Origin of the sequence: Ruminococcus sp. RTP21359st1_H3_RTP21359_211015, from assembly GCF_040909065.1 — a bacterium.
Taxonomy (GTDB): Bacteria; Bacillota; Clostridia; order Oscillospirales; family Ruminococcaceae; genus Hominimerdicola; species Hominimerdicola aceti.
Genome location: NZ_JBDGDD010000019.1, coordinates 35306 through 51830, shown reverse-complemented (window position 1 = coordinate 51830; position 16525 = coordinate 35306). Strand labels below are relative to the sequence as shown.

At 42.8% G+C, this 16525-nt stretch carries 15 protein-coding genes; 4 read left to right on the top strand and 11 right to left on the bottom strand.

Annotation, left to right across the window (positions count from 1 at the left end; all coding sequences use genetic code 11):
• Positions 1-8: 8 nt before the first annotated feature.
• The 10 genes from AB5Z01_RS09190 to thrH all read right to left on the bottom strand — a co-directional run bounded on the left by AB5Z01_RS09190 (position 9) and on the right by thrH (position 7210).
• Positions 9-707 (bottom strand): ABC transporter ATP-binding protein, encoded by a 699-nt coding sequence (locus AB5Z01_RS09190; protein ID WP_368365477.1) that lies wholly within the window; start codon positions 705-707, stop codon positions 9-11.
• A 177-nt stretch (positions 708-884) separates the two neighbouring features.
• Positions 885-1262: a metal-dependent transcriptional regulator gene (locus AB5Z01_RS09185; RefSeq protein ID WP_022288586.1), complete on the bottom strand. Its 378-nt coding sequence runs from the start codon at positions 1260-1262 to the stop codon at positions 885-887.
• Positions 1263-1296: 34 nt separating this feature from the next.
• Positions 1297-1455 carry a FeoB-associated Cys-rich membrane protein gene (locus tag AB5Z01_RS09180; protein ID WP_287215470.1) on the bottom strand — a complete coding sequence of 53 codons (159 nt, stop codon included), beginning with the start codon at positions 1453-1455 and terminating at the stop codon, positions 1297-1299.
• Positions 1456-1506: 51 nt separating this feature from the next.
• Positions 1507-3996, bottom strand: a complete 2490-nt coding sequence (locus AB5Z01_RS09175) for a ferrous iron transporter B (protein WP_287215468.1) — start codon at positions 3994-3996, stop codon at positions 1507-1509.
• A gap of 104 nt (positions 3997-4100) precedes the next feature.
• Positions 4101-4322: a ferrous iron transport protein A gene (locus AB5Z01_RS09170; RefSeq protein WP_022288589.1), complete on the bottom strand. Its 222-nt coding sequence runs from the start codon at positions 4320-4322 to the stop codon at positions 4101-4103.
• A gap of 69 nt (positions 4323-4391) precedes the next feature.
• Positions 4392-4604, bottom strand: coding sequence for a FeoA family protein (locus AB5Z01_RS09165; RefSeq protein ID WP_022288590.1), 213 nt, complete (start codon positions 4602-4604; stop codon positions 4392-4394).
• Between the two features lie 296 nt (positions 4605-4900).
• Positions 4901-5308, bottom strand: a complete 408-nt coding sequence (locus AB5Z01_RS09160; RefSeq protein ID WP_117897679.1) for a flavodoxin — start codon at positions 5306-5308, stop codon at positions 4901-4903.
• 12 nt (positions 5309-5320) lie between these two features.
• Positions 5321-5893, bottom strand: coding sequence for a DUF3793 family protein (locus AB5Z01_RS09155; RefSeq protein ID WP_038671240.1), 573 nt, complete (start codon positions 5891-5893; stop codon positions 5321-5323).
• Between the two features lie 43 nt (positions 5894-5936).
• Complete coding sequence (locus tag AB5Z01_RS09150) at positions 5937-6236, bottom strand: DUF2325 domain-containing protein (protein WP_022288593.1); 300 nt, start codon at positions 6234-6236, stop codon at positions 5937-5939.
• A gap of 371 nt (positions 6237-6607) precedes the next feature.
• Positions 6608-7210 (bottom strand): bifunctional phosphoserine phosphatase/homoserine phosphotransferase ThrH, encoded by a 603-nt coding sequence (gene thrH, locus AB5Z01_RS09145; RefSeq protein WP_117904714.1) that lies wholly within the window; start codon positions 7208-7210, stop codon positions 6608-6610.
• A 241-nt stretch (positions 7211-7451) separates the two neighbouring features.
• On the opposite strand from thrH, the gene AB5Z01_RS09140 reads away from it, so the two are divergent.
• From AB5Z01_RS09140 to AB5Z01_RS09125, 4 genes are all read left to right on the top strand, one after another.
• A complete protein-coding gene (locus AB5Z01_RS09140; protein WP_272125456.1) occupies positions 7452-8171 on the top strand; it encodes a TetR/AcrR family transcriptional regulator in 720 nt (239 codons plus the stop codon).
• A complete protein-coding gene (locus tag AB5Z01_RS09135; RefSeq protein WP_287215462.1) occupies positions 8168-12694 on the top strand; it encodes an NPXTG-anchored protein in 4527 nt (1508 codons plus the stop codon). The genes AB5Z01_RS09140 and AB5Z01_RS09135 overlap by 4 nt, the downstream gene beginning before the upstream one ends.
• Positions 12695-12858: 164 nt before the next feature.
• Positions 12859-13434 (top strand): phosphate propanoyltransferase, encoded by a 576-nt coding sequence (gene pduL, locus AB5Z01_RS09130; protein WP_022288597.1) that lies wholly within the window; start codon positions 12859-12861, stop codon positions 13432-13434.
• A 202-nt stretch (positions 13435-13636) separates the two neighbouring features.
• Positions 13637-14653 (top strand): lysostaphin resistance A-like protein, encoded by a 1017-nt coding sequence (locus tag AB5Z01_RS09125; protein WP_368365476.1) that lies wholly within the window; start codon positions 13637-13639, stop codon positions 14651-14653.
• Between the two features lie 62 nt (positions 14654-14715).
• Here the strand turns inward: AB5Z01_RS09125 and AB5Z01_RS09120 are convergent, their stop codons facing one another.
• The gene (locus AB5Z01_RS09120; RefSeq protein ID WP_333632860.1) at positions 14716-16134 is read right to left on the bottom strand and encodes an extracellular solute-binding protein; all 1419 of its coding nucleotides are present in this window, start codon (positions 16132-16134) and stop codon (positions 14716-14718) included.
• Between the last annotated feature and the right edge of the window lie 391 nt (positions 16135-16525).

Genomic DNA, 16525 nt, shown 5'->3' with positions numbered 1-16525 from the left:
GCCCCTCCTTACCAATCAAGCTCTGCGGCTGTGAGCTTAGTTTCATTAAGATAATTCTTTCTTATCATACCATCTCTAAGCTTTACAACTCTGTCAGCCATTTGCTTGATAGCGTCATTATGTGTTACCATTATGATAGTGTTTCCATACTTCTTGTTTACGTCCTCTATAAGCTGTAATATCTCCTTGGAGGTATTGTAGTCAAGCGCACCTGTAGGCTCGTCGCAGAGCAGGATATCAGGGTTCTTGACGATGGCTCTGCCAATAGCAGTTCTCTGCTGCTGACCTCCAGAAAGCTGATTAGGAAGCTTGTGACGATGCTCGTAAAGCCCAAGGGTTTTAAGCAGGTCGTCAACGTCAAGAGGGTTGTCGCTAAGATATGCGCCTACCTCGATATTCTCCTTGATATTCAGGTTAGGTATAAGGTTGTACATCTGGAAGATATAACCCAAGTGCTTTCTTCTGTAAAGGGTCAATGCCTTTTCGTTCATGTCGGCTGTTTTTTCGCCGTTTATTGAGATATACCCCTCGTCAGCGGCGTCAATTCCTCCTATAATGTTCAGAAGTGTTGATTTACCTGAGCCTGACGGTCCAAGAAGCACGCAGAACTCTCCTTTTTCTATTTCGATATCAATGCCCTTAAGCACTTCAACTCTGATCTCGCCCTCGCCAAAATGCTTTTTTATGTTCTTTATTTCAAGAAACACATTCATTCCCCTTTCTAACTATTTATTTTAATAATGTATCTTTGCCGTTTTTAAACGTCATATTATACATATTTGTATGCCATAACTTACTTCGCATTGTGGTTAATTACAACTAACCGATATATCTGATAAATCCCGCCGAAAAAGGCGGGATCTAACGATATAAATATTACTGATTTAGCCGTTTGTCGTGCTTTGCAAAGCAAAGCTTACAAGCTTGTCGAGAGCGTCATCAGATATCTGAGAAACAATAGCCACCGAGTCATTCTCGGCATTTTTTCTCTCAACGCCTACACGGTTTTCAAGAAAATCCTGAAGTATCACACTTGGAGTATAAAGCTCATTGGCTGCCTTTATGCCCTCAGATGTCAGTGTGATCTCACGGTAAGGCTCTTTGATTATATAGCCCTCGTCTATAAGCTTCTGAGTCATCTTGACGGTGCTTGCCTTTGTCACGCCCAGAACAGAAGCTACCTCTGTGGACTTGACAGGTCTGCCGTTCTGACCCAGTCTGTATATGGCAAATAAATACCTTTTCTGTGATTTAGTCAGCATTCAGATGACCTCCCCGAAGTTTATTACTGTTTTATCATGATCTGTGACAGCGAGAAGAATTTGGACAACAGCCGCAGCTGCCACCGCAAGAGCTTTTGCCCTGTTTCTTATCCTTTACGAGCTTGTAAATTATAGCTGCCACGATAGCAACGAGAATCACTGCTATCAGAATCGTACCGACTACTGTGTCCATAATTATCCTCCCAACTGTTTATGCAAGATCAGTGATGATATTTGCTTTTTATTATGCGTTTGCGCCTACCTTAACGTCCTTTTCAAGCTTTGTGCTTTCCTTATAAGGTCTAACGAGCATATAGATGATAAGAGCGATAAGGGCTATTGCAAAGATAAGACCGATAACATTCACCTTACCAGTAAAGAGGTTGCCAAGCTGATTTACGATAAGTGCGATAACATAAGCAAAACCACACTCGTAGCCAATTGCGAACCAGAACCACTTTCTGCTGTTCATCTCACGCTTGATAGCTCCCATTGCTGCGAAGCAAGGTGCGCAGAGGAGGTTGAAGATAAGGAATGACATACCTGTGATGCCAGTGAATGCAGCACCGATCGCAGAGTAAACTGAACCATCTCCGCCGCCGTAAAGGATACCCATTGTACCAACGATATTCTCCTTAGCAACAAGACCTGTAACAGCTGCAACAGTTGCCTGCCAGTTGCCCCAGCCAAGAGGTGCGAAGATCCAGCAGATAGCCTTACCGATATGAGCAAGGATACTGTATTCCATCTGGTCTTCTGTGAGCATACCGAATGAACCGTCTACCCAGCCGAAGTATGAAGTGAACCATACAAAGATAGTTGACAGTGTGATGATAGTACCAGCCTTCTTGATGAATGACCAGCCACGCTCCCACATTGATCTGAGTACGTTGCCTACTGTAGGGATATGGTAAGCAGGAAGCTCCATAACGAATGGTGCAGGATCTCCTGCGAACATCTTTGTCTTTTTCAGCATGATACCTGAAATGATGATAGCTGCGATACCGATGAAGTATGCGCCTGTTGCTACCCATGCAGAGCCTCCGAAGATAGCACCTGCGATCATTGCAATAAATGGTGTCTTAGCACCGCAAGGAATAAATGTTGTTGTCATGACAGTCATACGTCTGTCACGCTCGTTCTCGATAGTTCTTGAAGCCATGATACCAGGGATACCGCAACCTGTACCGATAAGGATCGGAATAAATGACTTTCCTGAAAGGCCGAACTTTCTGAAGATCCTGTCCATTACGAATGCGATACGAGCCATGTAACCGCAAGCCTCAAGGATAGCAAGGAGAATGAAGAGTACGAGCATCTGTGGTACAAATCCAAGAACCGCACCAACACCGGCAACGATACCGTCAAGGATAAGACCCTTGAGCCAATCTGCACAGTTTACTGCGTCAAGACCGCTTTCGATAAGTACAGGGATACCAGGTACCCATACGCCGTAATCCGCTGGGTCTGGATCAGCAAAGTTGTACTTCTCAGCGGCTGCAACTGCAGCTTCCAGATCAGCATACTTAGCTGTTTTTGTTGTTTCTTCAAGTGTTTCCTCGTCCTCTACTGTATACTCAGCAGTTGCGGACTTATCTACTGTAGCAAGCAGATTGTCTGCTGTTGTCTTTGCAGCGGCAACATCAAAGTCATCAGCTTCGTTGTCGATAGCCTCGCCGCCCTGCTGCTCGATAAATGCGTTGATTATGTCAAGCGAGCTGCCATATTCGTCAGCAGCGTCCTCAGCGTCAGATGAACCGATGCCGAACAGATGCCAACCGTCACCAAAGAGTCCGTCGTTTGCCCAGTCAGTTGCGGCTGAACCTACTGTTACCATTGAGATATAGTAAACAAGGAACATAACCACTGCAAAGATAGGAAGACCGAGCCAACGGTTCGTTACGACCTTATCGATCTTATCTGATGTTGTAAGACCACCCTGATTTTTCTTTTTATAGCAATCCTTGATTATTGAAGCTATGTAAATGTATCTCTCGTTTGTGATGATACTCTCCGAGTCGTCGTCCATTTCTTTTTCAGCAGCGCAGATATCCTTTTCGATATGGGTCTTTACCTGCTCAGACATACCAAGCTGTTCGATGACCTTCTCATCTCTCTCGAATATCTTTATAGCGTACCATCTCTGCTGTTCTTCAGCAACATCATTGAGAAATGCTTCCTCAATATGAGCGATAGCGTGTTCAACAACGCCGTTGAATGAATGCTGAGGTACCATTGGAACTTTTGACTCAGCAGCCTTTACTGCTAGCTCAGCAGCTTCCTTGATACCGGTGCCTTTAAGTGCTGATATCTCGCAGACCTGACAGCCAAGCTCCTTAGCAAGCTGATCTGTATTTATCTTGTCGCCGTTCTTTTTAACAACGTCCATCATGTTGATAGCAACAACAACAGGGATACCAAGCTCAACAAGCTGTGTTGTAAGATAAAGGTTTCTTTCGAGGTTTGTACCGTCGATGATATTGAGGATAGCGTCCGGACGCTCGCTTATAAGATAGTTTCTTGCAACTACTTCCTCAAGTGTGTAAGGTGAAAGAGAATAGATACCAGGAAGGTCCATGATAACTACGTCCTTATGACCCTTGAGCTTACCCTCTTTCTTTTCAACTGTTACGCCCGGCCAGTTACCTACGAACTGGTTTGAACCTGTAAGAGCGTTGAAAAGAGTTGTTTTACCGCAGTTAGGGTTACCTGCGAGAGCAATTTTGATCTCCATACAATTTGATCCTTTCAGAATTTTGGCACTCTGATATATCCTCATCTTCTAAGTACACATCAGCTCTGCCGATGAAATTTTTTGCTGTTTGCCTGAACTATGTATCAGACCGTTTCGATCATCTCAGCGTCAGCCTTCCTGAGCGAAAGCTCATAGCCTCTGACTGTTACTTCAATAGGGTCACCCAAAGGCGCAACCTTTCTTACATGGACTTCAACACCCTTTGTGATGCCCATATCCATGATCCTTCTCTTTACAGCACCAGTGCCGTTGAGCTTCTTCACGGTAACTGTTGAACCGATCTTAGCTTCTTTCAATGTTGCCATAACCTTATCCTCCTAACTATACAAAATATCTTCAAACATATTTATCATGGCTTGACCGCCAAATGTTTCCTATACCATTATCTTCGCAGCCATTTCCTTTGAAACAGCTACTCTTGATTCTTTGACCTTAACGATAACGTTTCCTCCGATAGTGCTTACTACCGTTACCGTTCCACCTGCGACAAAACCCAGATTTTCAAGAAACTTTCTTGTTTCAGGTTTTCCGCCTACTTTCTTTATCATGTTTTCTTCCCCTACGTTTGCAAATGTCAGCGGCATCATTCAGACCCTCCTGTTCTTCTGTCAGTATCAAAAGTTAGATTCGTCTAACTTTCAGGCTTATCAAAAGGGTTAGCATTTTCTAACCCGTAATATAGTTTAGCATGGCTAACCGAATTTGTCAAGACTAAATGTGCCGTTTTTTCAATTTTGTAAGCTTGCACAAAATCATGAGTTAGTTAGGTATAACTTTAGTTAGTTTTCAATAACTTAATCACTGCACAAACGCAGACAGAAAAGCAAAACTGCCTTTTTCCGCCTGCGTTTGCAGTTTACATTATTACATTAGAGATATATGCTTACTTAGCAAGAGCCTCGCCCAAAGCCTTGCAGCTTGCGAGAGCGTCGTCGTCAGGAGTTTCGTTTACAATAAGTCCCTCGCCATTTACAAGTGTTGCACCGTCGCCCGTAACTCTGTCCTGCCACTGACGCATCCACTCGCCGTCACCCCAGCCGTACGAGCCGAAGAGTGCTACCTTCTTGCCTGAGAGTTTGCCCTCTATGCCTGCGAAAAATGGCTCGAACTCACTGTCCTCAAGCTCCTCTGCTCCCATTGCAGGGCATCCAAGAGCTATTGCGTCATAATCCTCAACATTGCCGCTGAACTCAGAAACTGCGAAGCACTCTGCGCCTGCACCCTCTGCAACGGCCTTTGCCATAGCCTCTGTGTTGCCTGTACCGCTCCAATAAATTACTGCTGTTTTCATTATGATTACCTCCTAAGAAATTTTCAGGGCTTGGTAAATGCTTTCGCCCTGAGCAAGTTTATTACACAGATAATTTCTGCACTTGTCATAATTGCTGAAAATACGTCTTGCTCTGTTTTCGTCAGAGTAGACTTTCCAATATCCGCAAAGAAGATAGTTTCTTCCCTTGTTCTGTATGAACCCTGTAACATCATCAACAGGATAGCCTAGAAACAGACCTATCTCATGAGGAAAATCCTCACTTGCGGATATTCTTCCAGACAGCCTTTCAAGCTGCTGTTCAAGGGTCATACGGCTGTCATAGCCAAAGCTTTCAAGAAGCTTTCTTACTCTGTTGTCTGCAAGTCTGTCAGATAAAAGCTTTTCGTTATAGAGAAAAAGCAGCTTTCTGCTTTTGCACTCGCAAAGCACTGTTAGCTTCATGCCCTTTGTATATGCCCTGCTGTTAAAAAGCTCGACATTTTCTTCAAGCCCGTCCTTGTTCTTTTCCATTGACATAAGACAGGCAGGCTTTATTCCAAGCATTGCAGGGGCAAGATGATAAGCCATGCTTTTTTCAAAATTTCTCAGCTCAGACTGTGACATAGTCCCTCCTTTGGTTAGAAATTCCTAACCCATACATATAGATCTATGCGTTTACAACGCCTTTAGTACAATATTTTTCAAGCACGTTCTTCAAAGCCGAACAGCTTGATGAATGGCATATAGCCACGGGAAAATCAAGTTTGCTTGCTCTTTGGTTAAGACCATTGAGCATTTTATGTGACACTGTATCAGTAAACACCACTGCCAGATCAGGACTGCCTATCTTCTTATCAAAACCTGTAGGATATTTGATGAACACCTTAGCCTTGCAATCATATGATTTGCAGATATCCTTATAGCGTGTTGCCATACGGTCATTTCCGCCTACTATTATAACGCTCATACTTTTCTTAACTCCTCCTTTTCATTAATTTAGGTTAGTATTTACTAACCATATTCATATTAGCATAAACTAACCCCGTTTGTCAAGGGAAACTTATGTCAGAAGTATAAACTTTTCATATGATAAAATATTCACGGCAAAAGCGAAGATACTATATATAATATGCGTTACATATCGCAGATTATGTTTGGTATTGTTTTGCAAAAAAATACGGCGAAGTGCCAAAAGACACAACGCCGTAAAAAAACAAATATTATTTGCTTAAAAGCTCTGCGAATTGTTTCATGAATGCATCGCAGACAGTGACAAAGCCGCTGTTATTATAAGTGATATTACCTTTTTCATCTATGTTTTTCCTTTATTAAAGACTATTAGTCCATAGCAGCCTTTATTGCAGCCATAAGCTCATCATATGTTTCATAAGCAGGAAGCTCAGGATATTCAGCCTTTATGCTGTCTGTGCTTCTGAAAAGGAAGCCTGCCTTGCTTGCCTGTATCATACCGAGGTCGTTATGACTGTCACCGCTTGCGATAGTTTCAAAGCCGATAGACTGGAGAGCCTTTACAGTTGTGAGCTTTGACTTGTCACATCTCATCTTGAAGCCTGTTATCTCGCCGTTGTCAGCAACTTCAAGAGTGTTGCAGAAGATAGTAGGATAACCAAGCTTCTTCATAAGAGGACCTGCAAACTGTGAGAAAGTATCGCTGATGATTATTACCTGTGTGAAGCTTCTCAGCTCGTCAAGGAACTCCTTTGCGCCTGGCATTGGGTCGATAGTTGCGATAGTATCCTGAATTTCCTTAAGACCAAGACCATGCTCCTTAAGAATGTTGATACGGTATTTCATAAGCTTGTCATAGTCTGGCTCATCTCTTGTTGTTCTTTTAAGCTCAGGGATACCTGTAGCCTCAGCAAAAGCTATCCATATCTCAGGAACGAGAACTCCCTCAAGGTCAAGACAAGTGATATACATACTCATAATTATTTCCTCCTTAGAAATATACAAAAAAATTCGTAATTTGATTATACCATACTTTTTATAATAATACAAGAGTTTTGCTTTAAATCATTAAGGCAAAAATAATACAAAAAATCGTTGCCAATTGTAAAATTTCGCTGTTACCCCTTTCTGATACTTGACAATTTGTGTTATATATGTTATAACTAATACACATACTAATTTATAAATCATTATTAATAAATAATGAAAAGAGGTGATACATATTTCTACAAGAAAAGACGGTATCGAAACGAAAAAAAAAATACTCACTGTATGCGTCCAACTGTTTCTGGAACAGGGGTATAAACAGACAACTATCTCACAGATAGTGAAAAAAGCTGGCGTTGCAAGAGGAAGCTTTCAGAACTTATTCTCCACAAAAGACGCTATTCTAATGGAACTTGTGGGCACGATGTTCAGCGGACAATTTGGAGTGGCAAAGAACATTGTTGGTGATAATATGTCGCCGATATACACATATGCTGTGGAAACTGCCATACAGATAACCCTCACTGAGCTGAATGAAAATCTCCGAGAGATCTACATTGAAGCTTATACTATGCCTGAAACGGCTGAGTATATCTATGTCCACACTACGGCGGAACTGAAACAGATATTCGGCTCGAATTTTCCGGGCTATACCGAGAGCGATTTCTATGAAATGGAAATCGGAACATCAGGAATAATGCGCAACTATATGGCAAGAAAATGCGATATCCATTTCCCGCTTGACCACAAGCTTAGACGTTTTCTGACGGCGGCAATGCGAGTGTATAAAGTACCGGAGGAAGAACAGGCAAAAGTGCTTGCATTTATCAGATTGCTTGATATTAGAGCTATCGCCACAGAGGTCATGTATAAGCTGTTTGCAATGCTGGAAATGACATTCGATTTTAAACTTTCAAAAGATGATGAAGAGGGGGAAACAATATGAAAAAACGGTTATTGAGCATCATACTTACTCTATGTATGGCAATGTCCATTACACCATTGAACGCATTTGCGGTCACAGAATATGGCATATGGATAGGCGACGAACAGGTAACATCTGATAAAACATGGAGCAAACAAGGCTGGAAATACGATATACAAAGCAAGACTCTGACGCTTCTTGGCTACAATATGGCGACTATAGGCAAACGTATAAACGGCAACAGCGAAAGACCCAGCCGATTTGGTCTTATATACGTTGAAGGCGAACAAGATCTGAACATAAAGCTTGTCGGCAGCATTGATCTTGGTGACAGCCCGTTTTCAAGCCAAGCTGCAACCAAATACAATGAGAGCTACAGCGGAATTTATGCTCCTGACAGTAATATCACTATCATTGGCAGCGGAACGTTTTCAGCAGTAACACATGACGCAGCAATATACTGCTCAAATCTTACTATCGGCGACGGTACTGAACAAAATGCTACTAATGTATCGTGCGAAAGCTTCGGCGCTTGCATTATCGTAAAGTATAATATGATAGTTAATGACTACAGCACTGTTTGGGCTTGCGCAAACGGACCAACTGTGGGCATGAACGGCATTTATGTCGAGGGGTCGCTTTATGTAAACGGCACTAATACCACCGTAGAGGGTCGTGCTACATACAGACCTGTTAAGGGAGAGTGCACCAATTACACACACTACAGACCAAAAAATCTCACTTCAGGCGGATATTTCAACAATGCAGGTTCAACTATTGCAGGAATAATGGTATATGGAATTTTGACAGTTGACGGCAGTAAGGTCGAAGGTAACGTCTTTAAAGAGATATACAAACCACAAGAGTATGATTCAGAATACACCTCAGGCCTTGAAGCAGGCGGTATTGTAATAAAGAACAACGCCACAGTAGAAGGCAGAAACATTAATCCGTCCACGCCGGGATTCATGGAATATGGCGTACAAGTTCACCATTACGCCATAAAATTTTTAGGAAGAGGACGTGTCCGTGCCGGAACAGAGTATGTGGATTATGAAAGCGTCAATCGTGGTTTCCGTAAATCAGGCGGCAACGAAATAACAGTTTCGGGACGGCTGAAACTCTATGAAAGCGATACTTGTCCCGCTGACTTCAAGAAGTTTGCGCAGTATGGCTTCGGAGGGTATACAGAATATTATACAGAAAACATGGATGACATCTATATAAAAGATGATAATGGCCGTGGTAAAATGTCATATTTCAAGGATATGCATGATTATGAAACATTTTATTTAGCAAGCGGAATAGATCTAAAAGATATATATGAAATCGATCTGGACACCAACGTTCCATTTGATGTAAACATACTTTCAGGCGATATCAAAATGAACATAGATATCAAAAGCGGTTTTGAGCTTCCGAAGATCATTGTCTATGACGGCGCAACTTTAAAATTAAAGACCTCCCCTGATAAAACATATAATTTCACTTATCCTATCGAGCTGAAAGGCGGCACGATAGAATTTACAAACAGTGCGATCGTGCGAGGACTTAACATTGTAGGAGAGGGCAAGGTCATCATTGATAGCGGAAACTACTCTGGAACGCTTGGTGACAACGTAATCTTGCAGATATCAGGCGGAAGCGCTGACTTCAATGACAACGGCAAGGCTGTGGACGCAAAAGGAAACTCGGTACACAAGTACACCTATGTTGCAAGGGGTGCAGATGGCAATGAGTTTATAGGCAGTGCTAACACACGTCAGCCGCCATATGACGATTTTTATGGCTATAACCGCTCAGAAATATTCCATGACGGAAACAAGCTTCATCTCTGGCTCAAGTCACAGGATTCCATTTATGGCGTGAATGCTTTTAAAATAAAAGCTGACGGCACTCTTGAAGATGAGAACACCTATTTTAATCTGCGTTATGGAACGAATATCTTAGAGCATAGGATACCTTTTGATCCTATAACATTAAAATACTTTGTTGTGAAAAAGAACGACGTCGTTACGCTGAAAACAATGGAAAACGAGCCGTCCTCACCGCAAGACAGTGATATCCGAGTAGAATGGTACAGTGTTGAAAACGACAAGCGCACAAAAATAAATGCCCATGGCACAAGCATGTATGTGGGGCGTATGGGCAACAGTGACAATGGTACGCATTATCAGGCAGATGTATATTATTTAGGCTGGGATTCCAAGCTCAATCATTCATATACCTATGACGCATATATCTTCATTGACGAGCCGGTATTTACTGCTCCTGACAAATTCCACTTGGATAAAAAGGCAAAATTCGAGGTCACAAACAATACACCAAATGGCGCAGTACGGCTGAATTACCTATGGGAAGTGAGCAAGGACGGCGGAAAGACTTTCACCGCCATTGACGGCGAAACTTCTTCTGTTTACGAGCCTACTATAGAAAGCCAAATGAACGGCTGGCAGATAAGATGCAAAACATGGGTATCAACAGGCGACGGACAAAAAACTGAGCCGACCGTTTTCGGCCCTGTTACGATAAACTTCTCCGAAAAAGCACCGGTCATAGTAAAACACCCGCAAAGCGGTGCAACAAACGCTCCTAGCCAGCCTAAACCTGTTAAGCCCGGAGAAATAACTATCGTAATTGAACGTTACTATTTCTTCAATGTAGAAGCAACAGGCAGTGAACCGCTCCAATATCAGTGGCAGGAAAGCAGCGATAACGGAGAAACTTTCGTTGATATCCCATATACCAACGACAATTCACATTCATTAAAAGTGCGAAAAGAAAACAACGGAAAGCTTGTGCGCTGTGTTGTATCAAATGAATACGGCTCTGTAGTTTCAAACGCGGCAAAGCTTACAATATATTATTCTCCTGAGTTTACAGCCTCACTCGGCAATAAGACCATAAACAGCGGAGAAAAGGCTACGTTCACACTTCCTATCGCTCAGGGAAATCCTTACGGAGCTGAGGTGATATGGCAGGTGAGCAAGGACGATGGAAAGACTTTTGCAGACGTTACCGAAGCTGACGGAACGTTCTCTCTTGATTCAAAAGTCGTGGACGGCAAGGAAGAATGGTCAACTACATTCACCACCTGTGCAACGAACATAAGCTTTAACGGATATATGTACAGATGTACGGTCAAGAACGCTGAAAATGCGGACTATGTGGGTACTTGGGTATCGGAAAAAGCAACGCTTACAGTAATAAGAAACTGCGCAGTAGACGGACATATATTTGACGAGGGAACGATAATCTCCGAGCCGACTTGCATCGATAAGGGTGTGAAGAGGTTTAATTGCTCCGAATGTTCACAGTACAAAGATGAGCCTATAAACCCATTGGGACATGATTGGAAAGAAGCGACCTGCACAGCTCCAAAGACCTGCAAACGCTGTCAGGCTACTGAGGGCGAGCCTATCGAACACAGCTTCGGCGATTATATATCCGACGAAAACGGACATTGGAAGCAGTGCAGTGAGTGCGGAACTGACAGCCAAAAGGAACTTCACGCCTACAAGTGGAATACGGAAGGCGGCGAATATTGGCAGGAATGTACAATTTGCGGATATGAAACGAAAAAATCAACTATTTTGAAGATATCCATAAACGGAACTGACGAGACCTGTCCTTTAGGTGATTATGAATTTACATTTGCTCTGCCTGAGGGCTGTACTGACGTGACAGCAGGCTTCAGATTTGCAGGCGACGGTACGGAATTGGCGTTTACCGCAAAAGACGATCTTTACACCGCAAAGGTAAGTGCGTCAGATCTTGAGAGCGGAACAATGACGGTTTACGCTTCGGCAAAACTCAAAGACGGTTTTGTCATCACAGGTGAAAAAGAAGTAACCGTGCTCGAAAACCATGTGGGCGGCACTGCGACTTGTACTGAAAAAGCAAAGTGCAAATTCTGTAATAAAGAATACGGCGACCTTGACCCGACAAATCACACAGGCAAACCTGTTTGGGACTTTGACAGCAAAGAACATGAGAAAAAATATGATTGCTGCGGCGAGGTGACTATCGAGAGAGAACCCCACGAATGGAACGCAGGCGAATGTACAGAGTGTGGATACAATTGTACACATTCCGGCGGCAAGGCGACCTGCACAAAGAAAGCCACCTGTGATATCTGCGGCAGTGAATACGGCGATATCGACCCGAACAATCATGGAAAGCTCACACATATAGATAAAGTTGACGCAACACATGATAAAGAGGGAAATATCGAGTATTGGTACTGCGAAGAATGCGGCAAGTATTTCGGTGACAAGGACGGCACAAAGGAGATACAAAAGGCAGACACTATTACAGATAAGCTGAAAGACACTCCAAGTGATGACAAAAAAGATAACTCAAAGCCAGATAAGACGAAAGGCGATACTAACGAGAGCAAGACAGACAGCTCTACGGCTGATAAGCCTAAGAGCGAGCAGAAAAATCCACAGACCGGAAGTGGCAGTGGTATGAGCCTTTGGCTTGCAATGCTGTTGATAAGCGGCGGTGCGGCAATGGGAATAAAGAAAAAACACAAGAAATAACTGATCTCTTAACTGCACACAGCGGTTGTCTCAAACGGCAGCCGCTGTTTTTTTGATCAACATGACAAAAAATTTGTTACCCAAAGTTAAATTACCCCTTGACCTGTGGCGAAAATAGTAGTAAAATAGAAATGTAAATACAATAATTGAAAGGAATGTTCATCATGCCAAAGTTTATCGTTGAAACATCTGCACGTCACGTTCACGTTACTCAGGAAACTCTTGAAACGCTGTTCGGAAAGGGTGCAACACTTACAAAGAAGAAAGATCTTTCACAGCCTGGTCAGTTTGCTTGCGAGGAGAGAGTTACAGTTGTAGGTCCTAAGAGAGAGCTTGCAAACGTATCTATCCTCGGTCCTGTAAGAAAAGCAGACCAGATCGAGCTTTCAGCTACAGACGCACGTTCTATCGGTGTTGCCGCTCCTATCAGAGAGTCAGGCGACACAGCAGGCTCAGGCGCTTGCAAGCTTGTTGGCCCATGTGGCGAAGTAGAGTGTTCTGAGGGCGTTATCGTTGCTAAAAGACATATCCATATGACACCTGCTGACGCTGAAACATTCGGCGTAAAGGATAAGGATATCGTTGCAGTAAAGATAGAGTCTGCAGAAAGAACAGCTATCCTCTGCGACACTGTTATCAGAGTAAGCGACAAGTTCGCTCTTGCTATGCACATTGATACAGACGAGTCAAACGCTGTAGGCGCAGGCAGAGAGCAGTACGGCGAGATAGTTAAGCTCTAATTTCATAGTACATATAAGACCGCTCATCATAGGGCGGTCTTTTTTCATACAAAAACAAAAAAATCATCGCCGCAGGCGATACCATAATTCCTCATTCCTCACTCCTAACTCCTCACTAATAACAACGTTTCGATTGACACAAAACTCCACCTGTGATATAATTTTCTTGTAAAACACATAACGCAAATATGGAGATTATAAAATGAATAATGATACAATAAAACTTATACGAAAGACCTCAAACGTAAATTCACTTATGGTGATAATTTTCTATATGCTTGATATCGCACTTATAAGACTTGGCGACTTGGCGGTGTACCATATCGCAGGAAAGTCAGCCTACTATGAGGATATCGCTCAGCTTGTGAGCTACTGCATACAGTATCTCGTAGTTGTGCCAATAGTTCTTATTGTATTCAGACTTGTGAGTGGCAAAAAAGAGGGACTTAAAATAACAGCCTGTTTCAGAAAACCTTCAATGCCTGCAAAATGGGTCGCAAAATGGATCGTCATATCATTCGGGCTTATCTATGCCGCAAATTATATCAACACATTTATTTTCTCATACGTGCAGAAAGCTTCGGGAACGAGCCTTAAAGGCGTTGACTTCACTTCAAGCGGCACTGCCCTGGGCGGCGTAACGAGTGTGCTGGCAATGTCAGTGCTTGCACCGTTTTTTGAAGAGCTTATGTTTAGAGGTACGCTTTTCAGAAATGCTGAAAAATGCGGACAGCTCACAGGCATTATAATGGTGGGGCTGACATTCGGACTTTGGCACGGAAGCTATCAGCAGATACTCTATGCGGCTGTTATGGGAATGTGTGCCTGCTTTATGGTTGCAAAAACAGGATCTATCTTCCCGTCTTTGATACTTCACTTCACCATGAACACTATCGGAGCAATTCAGAGTGTCGCACTTGGTTCCATAGACTTTGACAAGTTTGCCGCAGACCTTGAAAAAGGTCAGATCACAGGCACAGCACCAATGATAATAATTGCTGTCGCACTGCTTTCATTCGGACTTATGATAGCTGGTCTTGTGCTTTTCGTAAAAGAGCTTAGGTATCACCGTGACAGCTTCAGGCTCATAAACTTCTGTCCTGACGTTTCACAAGGCAAAAAGATAGTCATCTATCTCACCGCACCTGTTACCATACTCGCCTTTGCCGGGCTTATCTTCATCACAGTCCGCACAGCTTTAGGACTTGGGCTATTCTAAAATACGCATAAAAATAACGCAGACTTTTTACAGCCTGCGTTATTTTTATCAGGAGTTATTTATTATGATTTAAGGCTTGCGATCTTCTGGTTGAGTTCCTTGATCTCGGAATCTACAGTTGCAGAATACTTCTCACGAACCTGCGTCCATGTGGACTGTACACCCTCTTCATCAACATTTGAAGCATCACTGTAGAGTGCGTCAACAAGGCACTGGTTTCCGTCAAACTGCTTTCTGTCGCCGAGAGCGGAAGATATACCGTAAGCATAGTCAAAGAGCATAAGGTAATCGTCAGAAACAACGTCCATTTTCACATCATACATCTCGTCTGTCCAATTAGGGTTGTTCTCCATGAACTTGTCCTTGTTTGTCTGCTCATACTTTGGATCTGTCTTTGAAGCTCTTACGCACTCAAACCAGCACTTAACAGCTTCGCTTCTTGTTGAACCTTTTACCCACATGAAAGCTGTCATATCAGACGTTGTTATCTTCTGCTGATTATCGTCATACTGAGGGATAGGAACAACGCCCCAGTTCTCGCCCTCCTTTGGAGTCTGGTTGCCTGTGTAAGCCCAATCGCCCATTGCATAGAACAAGCAGTTCTGATTGAAGCAATCTCTTGCAGAGCCTACCCAGCCGTTGAGGATAAGTCCGTCCTTCATCATATTATAAAGGAAGTTCTGAGCCTTTTCGATATCAGGGTCGTTAAGGTTGCTTGAAAACTCGTTTGTTGCAGGATCATAGTTTACAAGACGCTTGCCTGTTTGCTGAACAACGTGCGCTCTGAAGAAGCCGTTTACACCGTAACGCTCAGTATCAGCCGGTGCGTTGCCAACATATGAGGACATGATATCCTCCCAATTCTTCCAAGTCCACTCATTGTTTACATAAAGCTCATATGGATCGTCAAGGCCCTCTGCGTCAATGATATCCTTATCATAGCAGAGCATAGCAGAAGCAGAATAGCCAAGAGGCGCAACATAGTGCTTTCCATTGAGCATGAACTGATCTGCTGTATCCTTTGTTGCAGACCACAAAGGCTGGCTGAAATCAACTATGCTGTCGATAGGCTGATACATATCCTTTACTACCTGTGAAGGGAACGCAAGCCACTCATACTTGAATATATCAGGAATATCCTTGTTAGCTGTGATAGCAGCAGCAAGATTATCAAATCTGTCCTCATTTGAAGTCTGCTGGAATCTTATCTTTCCGCCCTTGCTCTCAAAAAGCTGAAGCTCTGTGCTCTTCTCAGGACTGCCCTTAGTAGGGTTAAGGTCGCCCTCACCGAGATAAAGTATCTCTTTTTCAGCACCCTCAGGGATAGCCTCGATAGATTCCGTGTCAGCTACCGCAACGTTCTCTGTTGCAGAAAAATCGTCCTCCGCCTTGCTTGAAGAGTTTGATGAGCTTCCGCAACCCGCTACTCCTGTTGCCATTGACAAAGCCATTACAGCCGCTATGTACTTTTTGTAATTCATAAAATATTCCTCCATAATTCAATATTTTAGCATCAAAGCTGTCCGTATGTAGTTGATGAGTTCATATATTAAATCTTGCTATAATTATACAACACATACAAAGCTATTGTCAATCACCATTATAGCACAATTATCAGCAATTTAATTGTACACTTTGCACAATTAAATCCATATGTATTGTTAAAACGCGGTATTACAATCAATATAGTTTAAAATATACGCATAAAGTTCAAATATTCAATATGCCCGTTTTGAATGAATATAAAACAGATACAAGAGCTTTTTGTAGAAAACATTAACCAAAACAGCAAAATATGTACAGCATTTATGCAGTTCGTAAAACTTTTTTCATGTAATCGTTTGATGTTTTCAGTGGTACTTGTAATTAGCG

Bases quoted from the DNA above. Each gene is read 5' to 3' on its own strand.
- AB5Z01_RS09120 (WP_333632860.1), bottom strand. From the start codon at position 16,134: ATGAATTACAAAAAGTACATAGCGGCTGTAATGGCTTTGTCAATGGCA.
- AB5Z01_RS09175 (WP_287215468.1), bottom strand. From the start codon at position 3,996: ATGGAGATCAAAATTGCTCTCGCAGGTAACCCTAACTGCGGTAAAACA.
- AB5Z01_RS09170 (WP_022288589.1), bottom strand. From the start codon at position 4,322: ATGGCAACATTGAAAGAAGCTAAGATCGGTTCAACAGTTACCGTGAAG.
- AB5Z01_RS09180 (WP_287215470.1), bottom strand. From the start codon at position 1,455: ATGGACACAGTAGTCGGTACGATTCTGATAGCAGTGATTCTCGTTGCT.
- thrH (WP_117904714.1), bottom strand. From the start codon at position 7,210: ATGTATATCACTTGTCTTGACCTTGAGGGAGTTCTCGTTCCTGAGATA.
- AB5Z01_RS09135 (WP_287215462.1), top strand. From the start codon at position 8,168: ATGAAAAAACGGTTATTGAGCATCATACTTACTCTATGTATGGCAATG.
- AB5Z01_RS09155 (WP_038671240.1), bottom strand. From the start codon at position 5,893: ATGTCACAGTCTGAGCTGAGAAATTTTGAAAAAAGCATGGCTTATCAT.
- AB5Z01_RS09160 (WP_117897679.1), bottom strand. From the start codon at position 5,308: ATGAAAACAGCAGTAATTTATTGGAGCGGTACAGGCAACACAGAGGCT.
- pduL (WP_022288597.1), top strand. From the start codon at position 12,859: ATGCCAAAGTTTATCGTTGAAACATCTGCACGTCACGTTCACGTTACT.
- AB5Z01_RS09165 (WP_022288590.1), bottom strand. From the start codon at position 4,604: ATGATGCCGCTGACATTTGCAAACGTAGGGGAAGAAAACATGATAAAG.
- AB5Z01_RS09125 (WP_368365476.1), top strand. From the start codon at position 13,637: ATGAATAATGATACAATAAAACTTATACGAAAGACCTCAAACGTAAAT.
- AB5Z01_RS09150 (WP_022288593.1), bottom strand. From the start codon at position 6,236: ATGAGCGTTATAATAGTAGGCGGAAATGACCGTATGGCAACACGCTAT.
- AB5Z01_RS09185 (WP_022288586.1), bottom strand. From the start codon at position 1,262: ATGCTGACTAAATCACAGAAAAGGTATTTATTTGCCATATACAGACTG.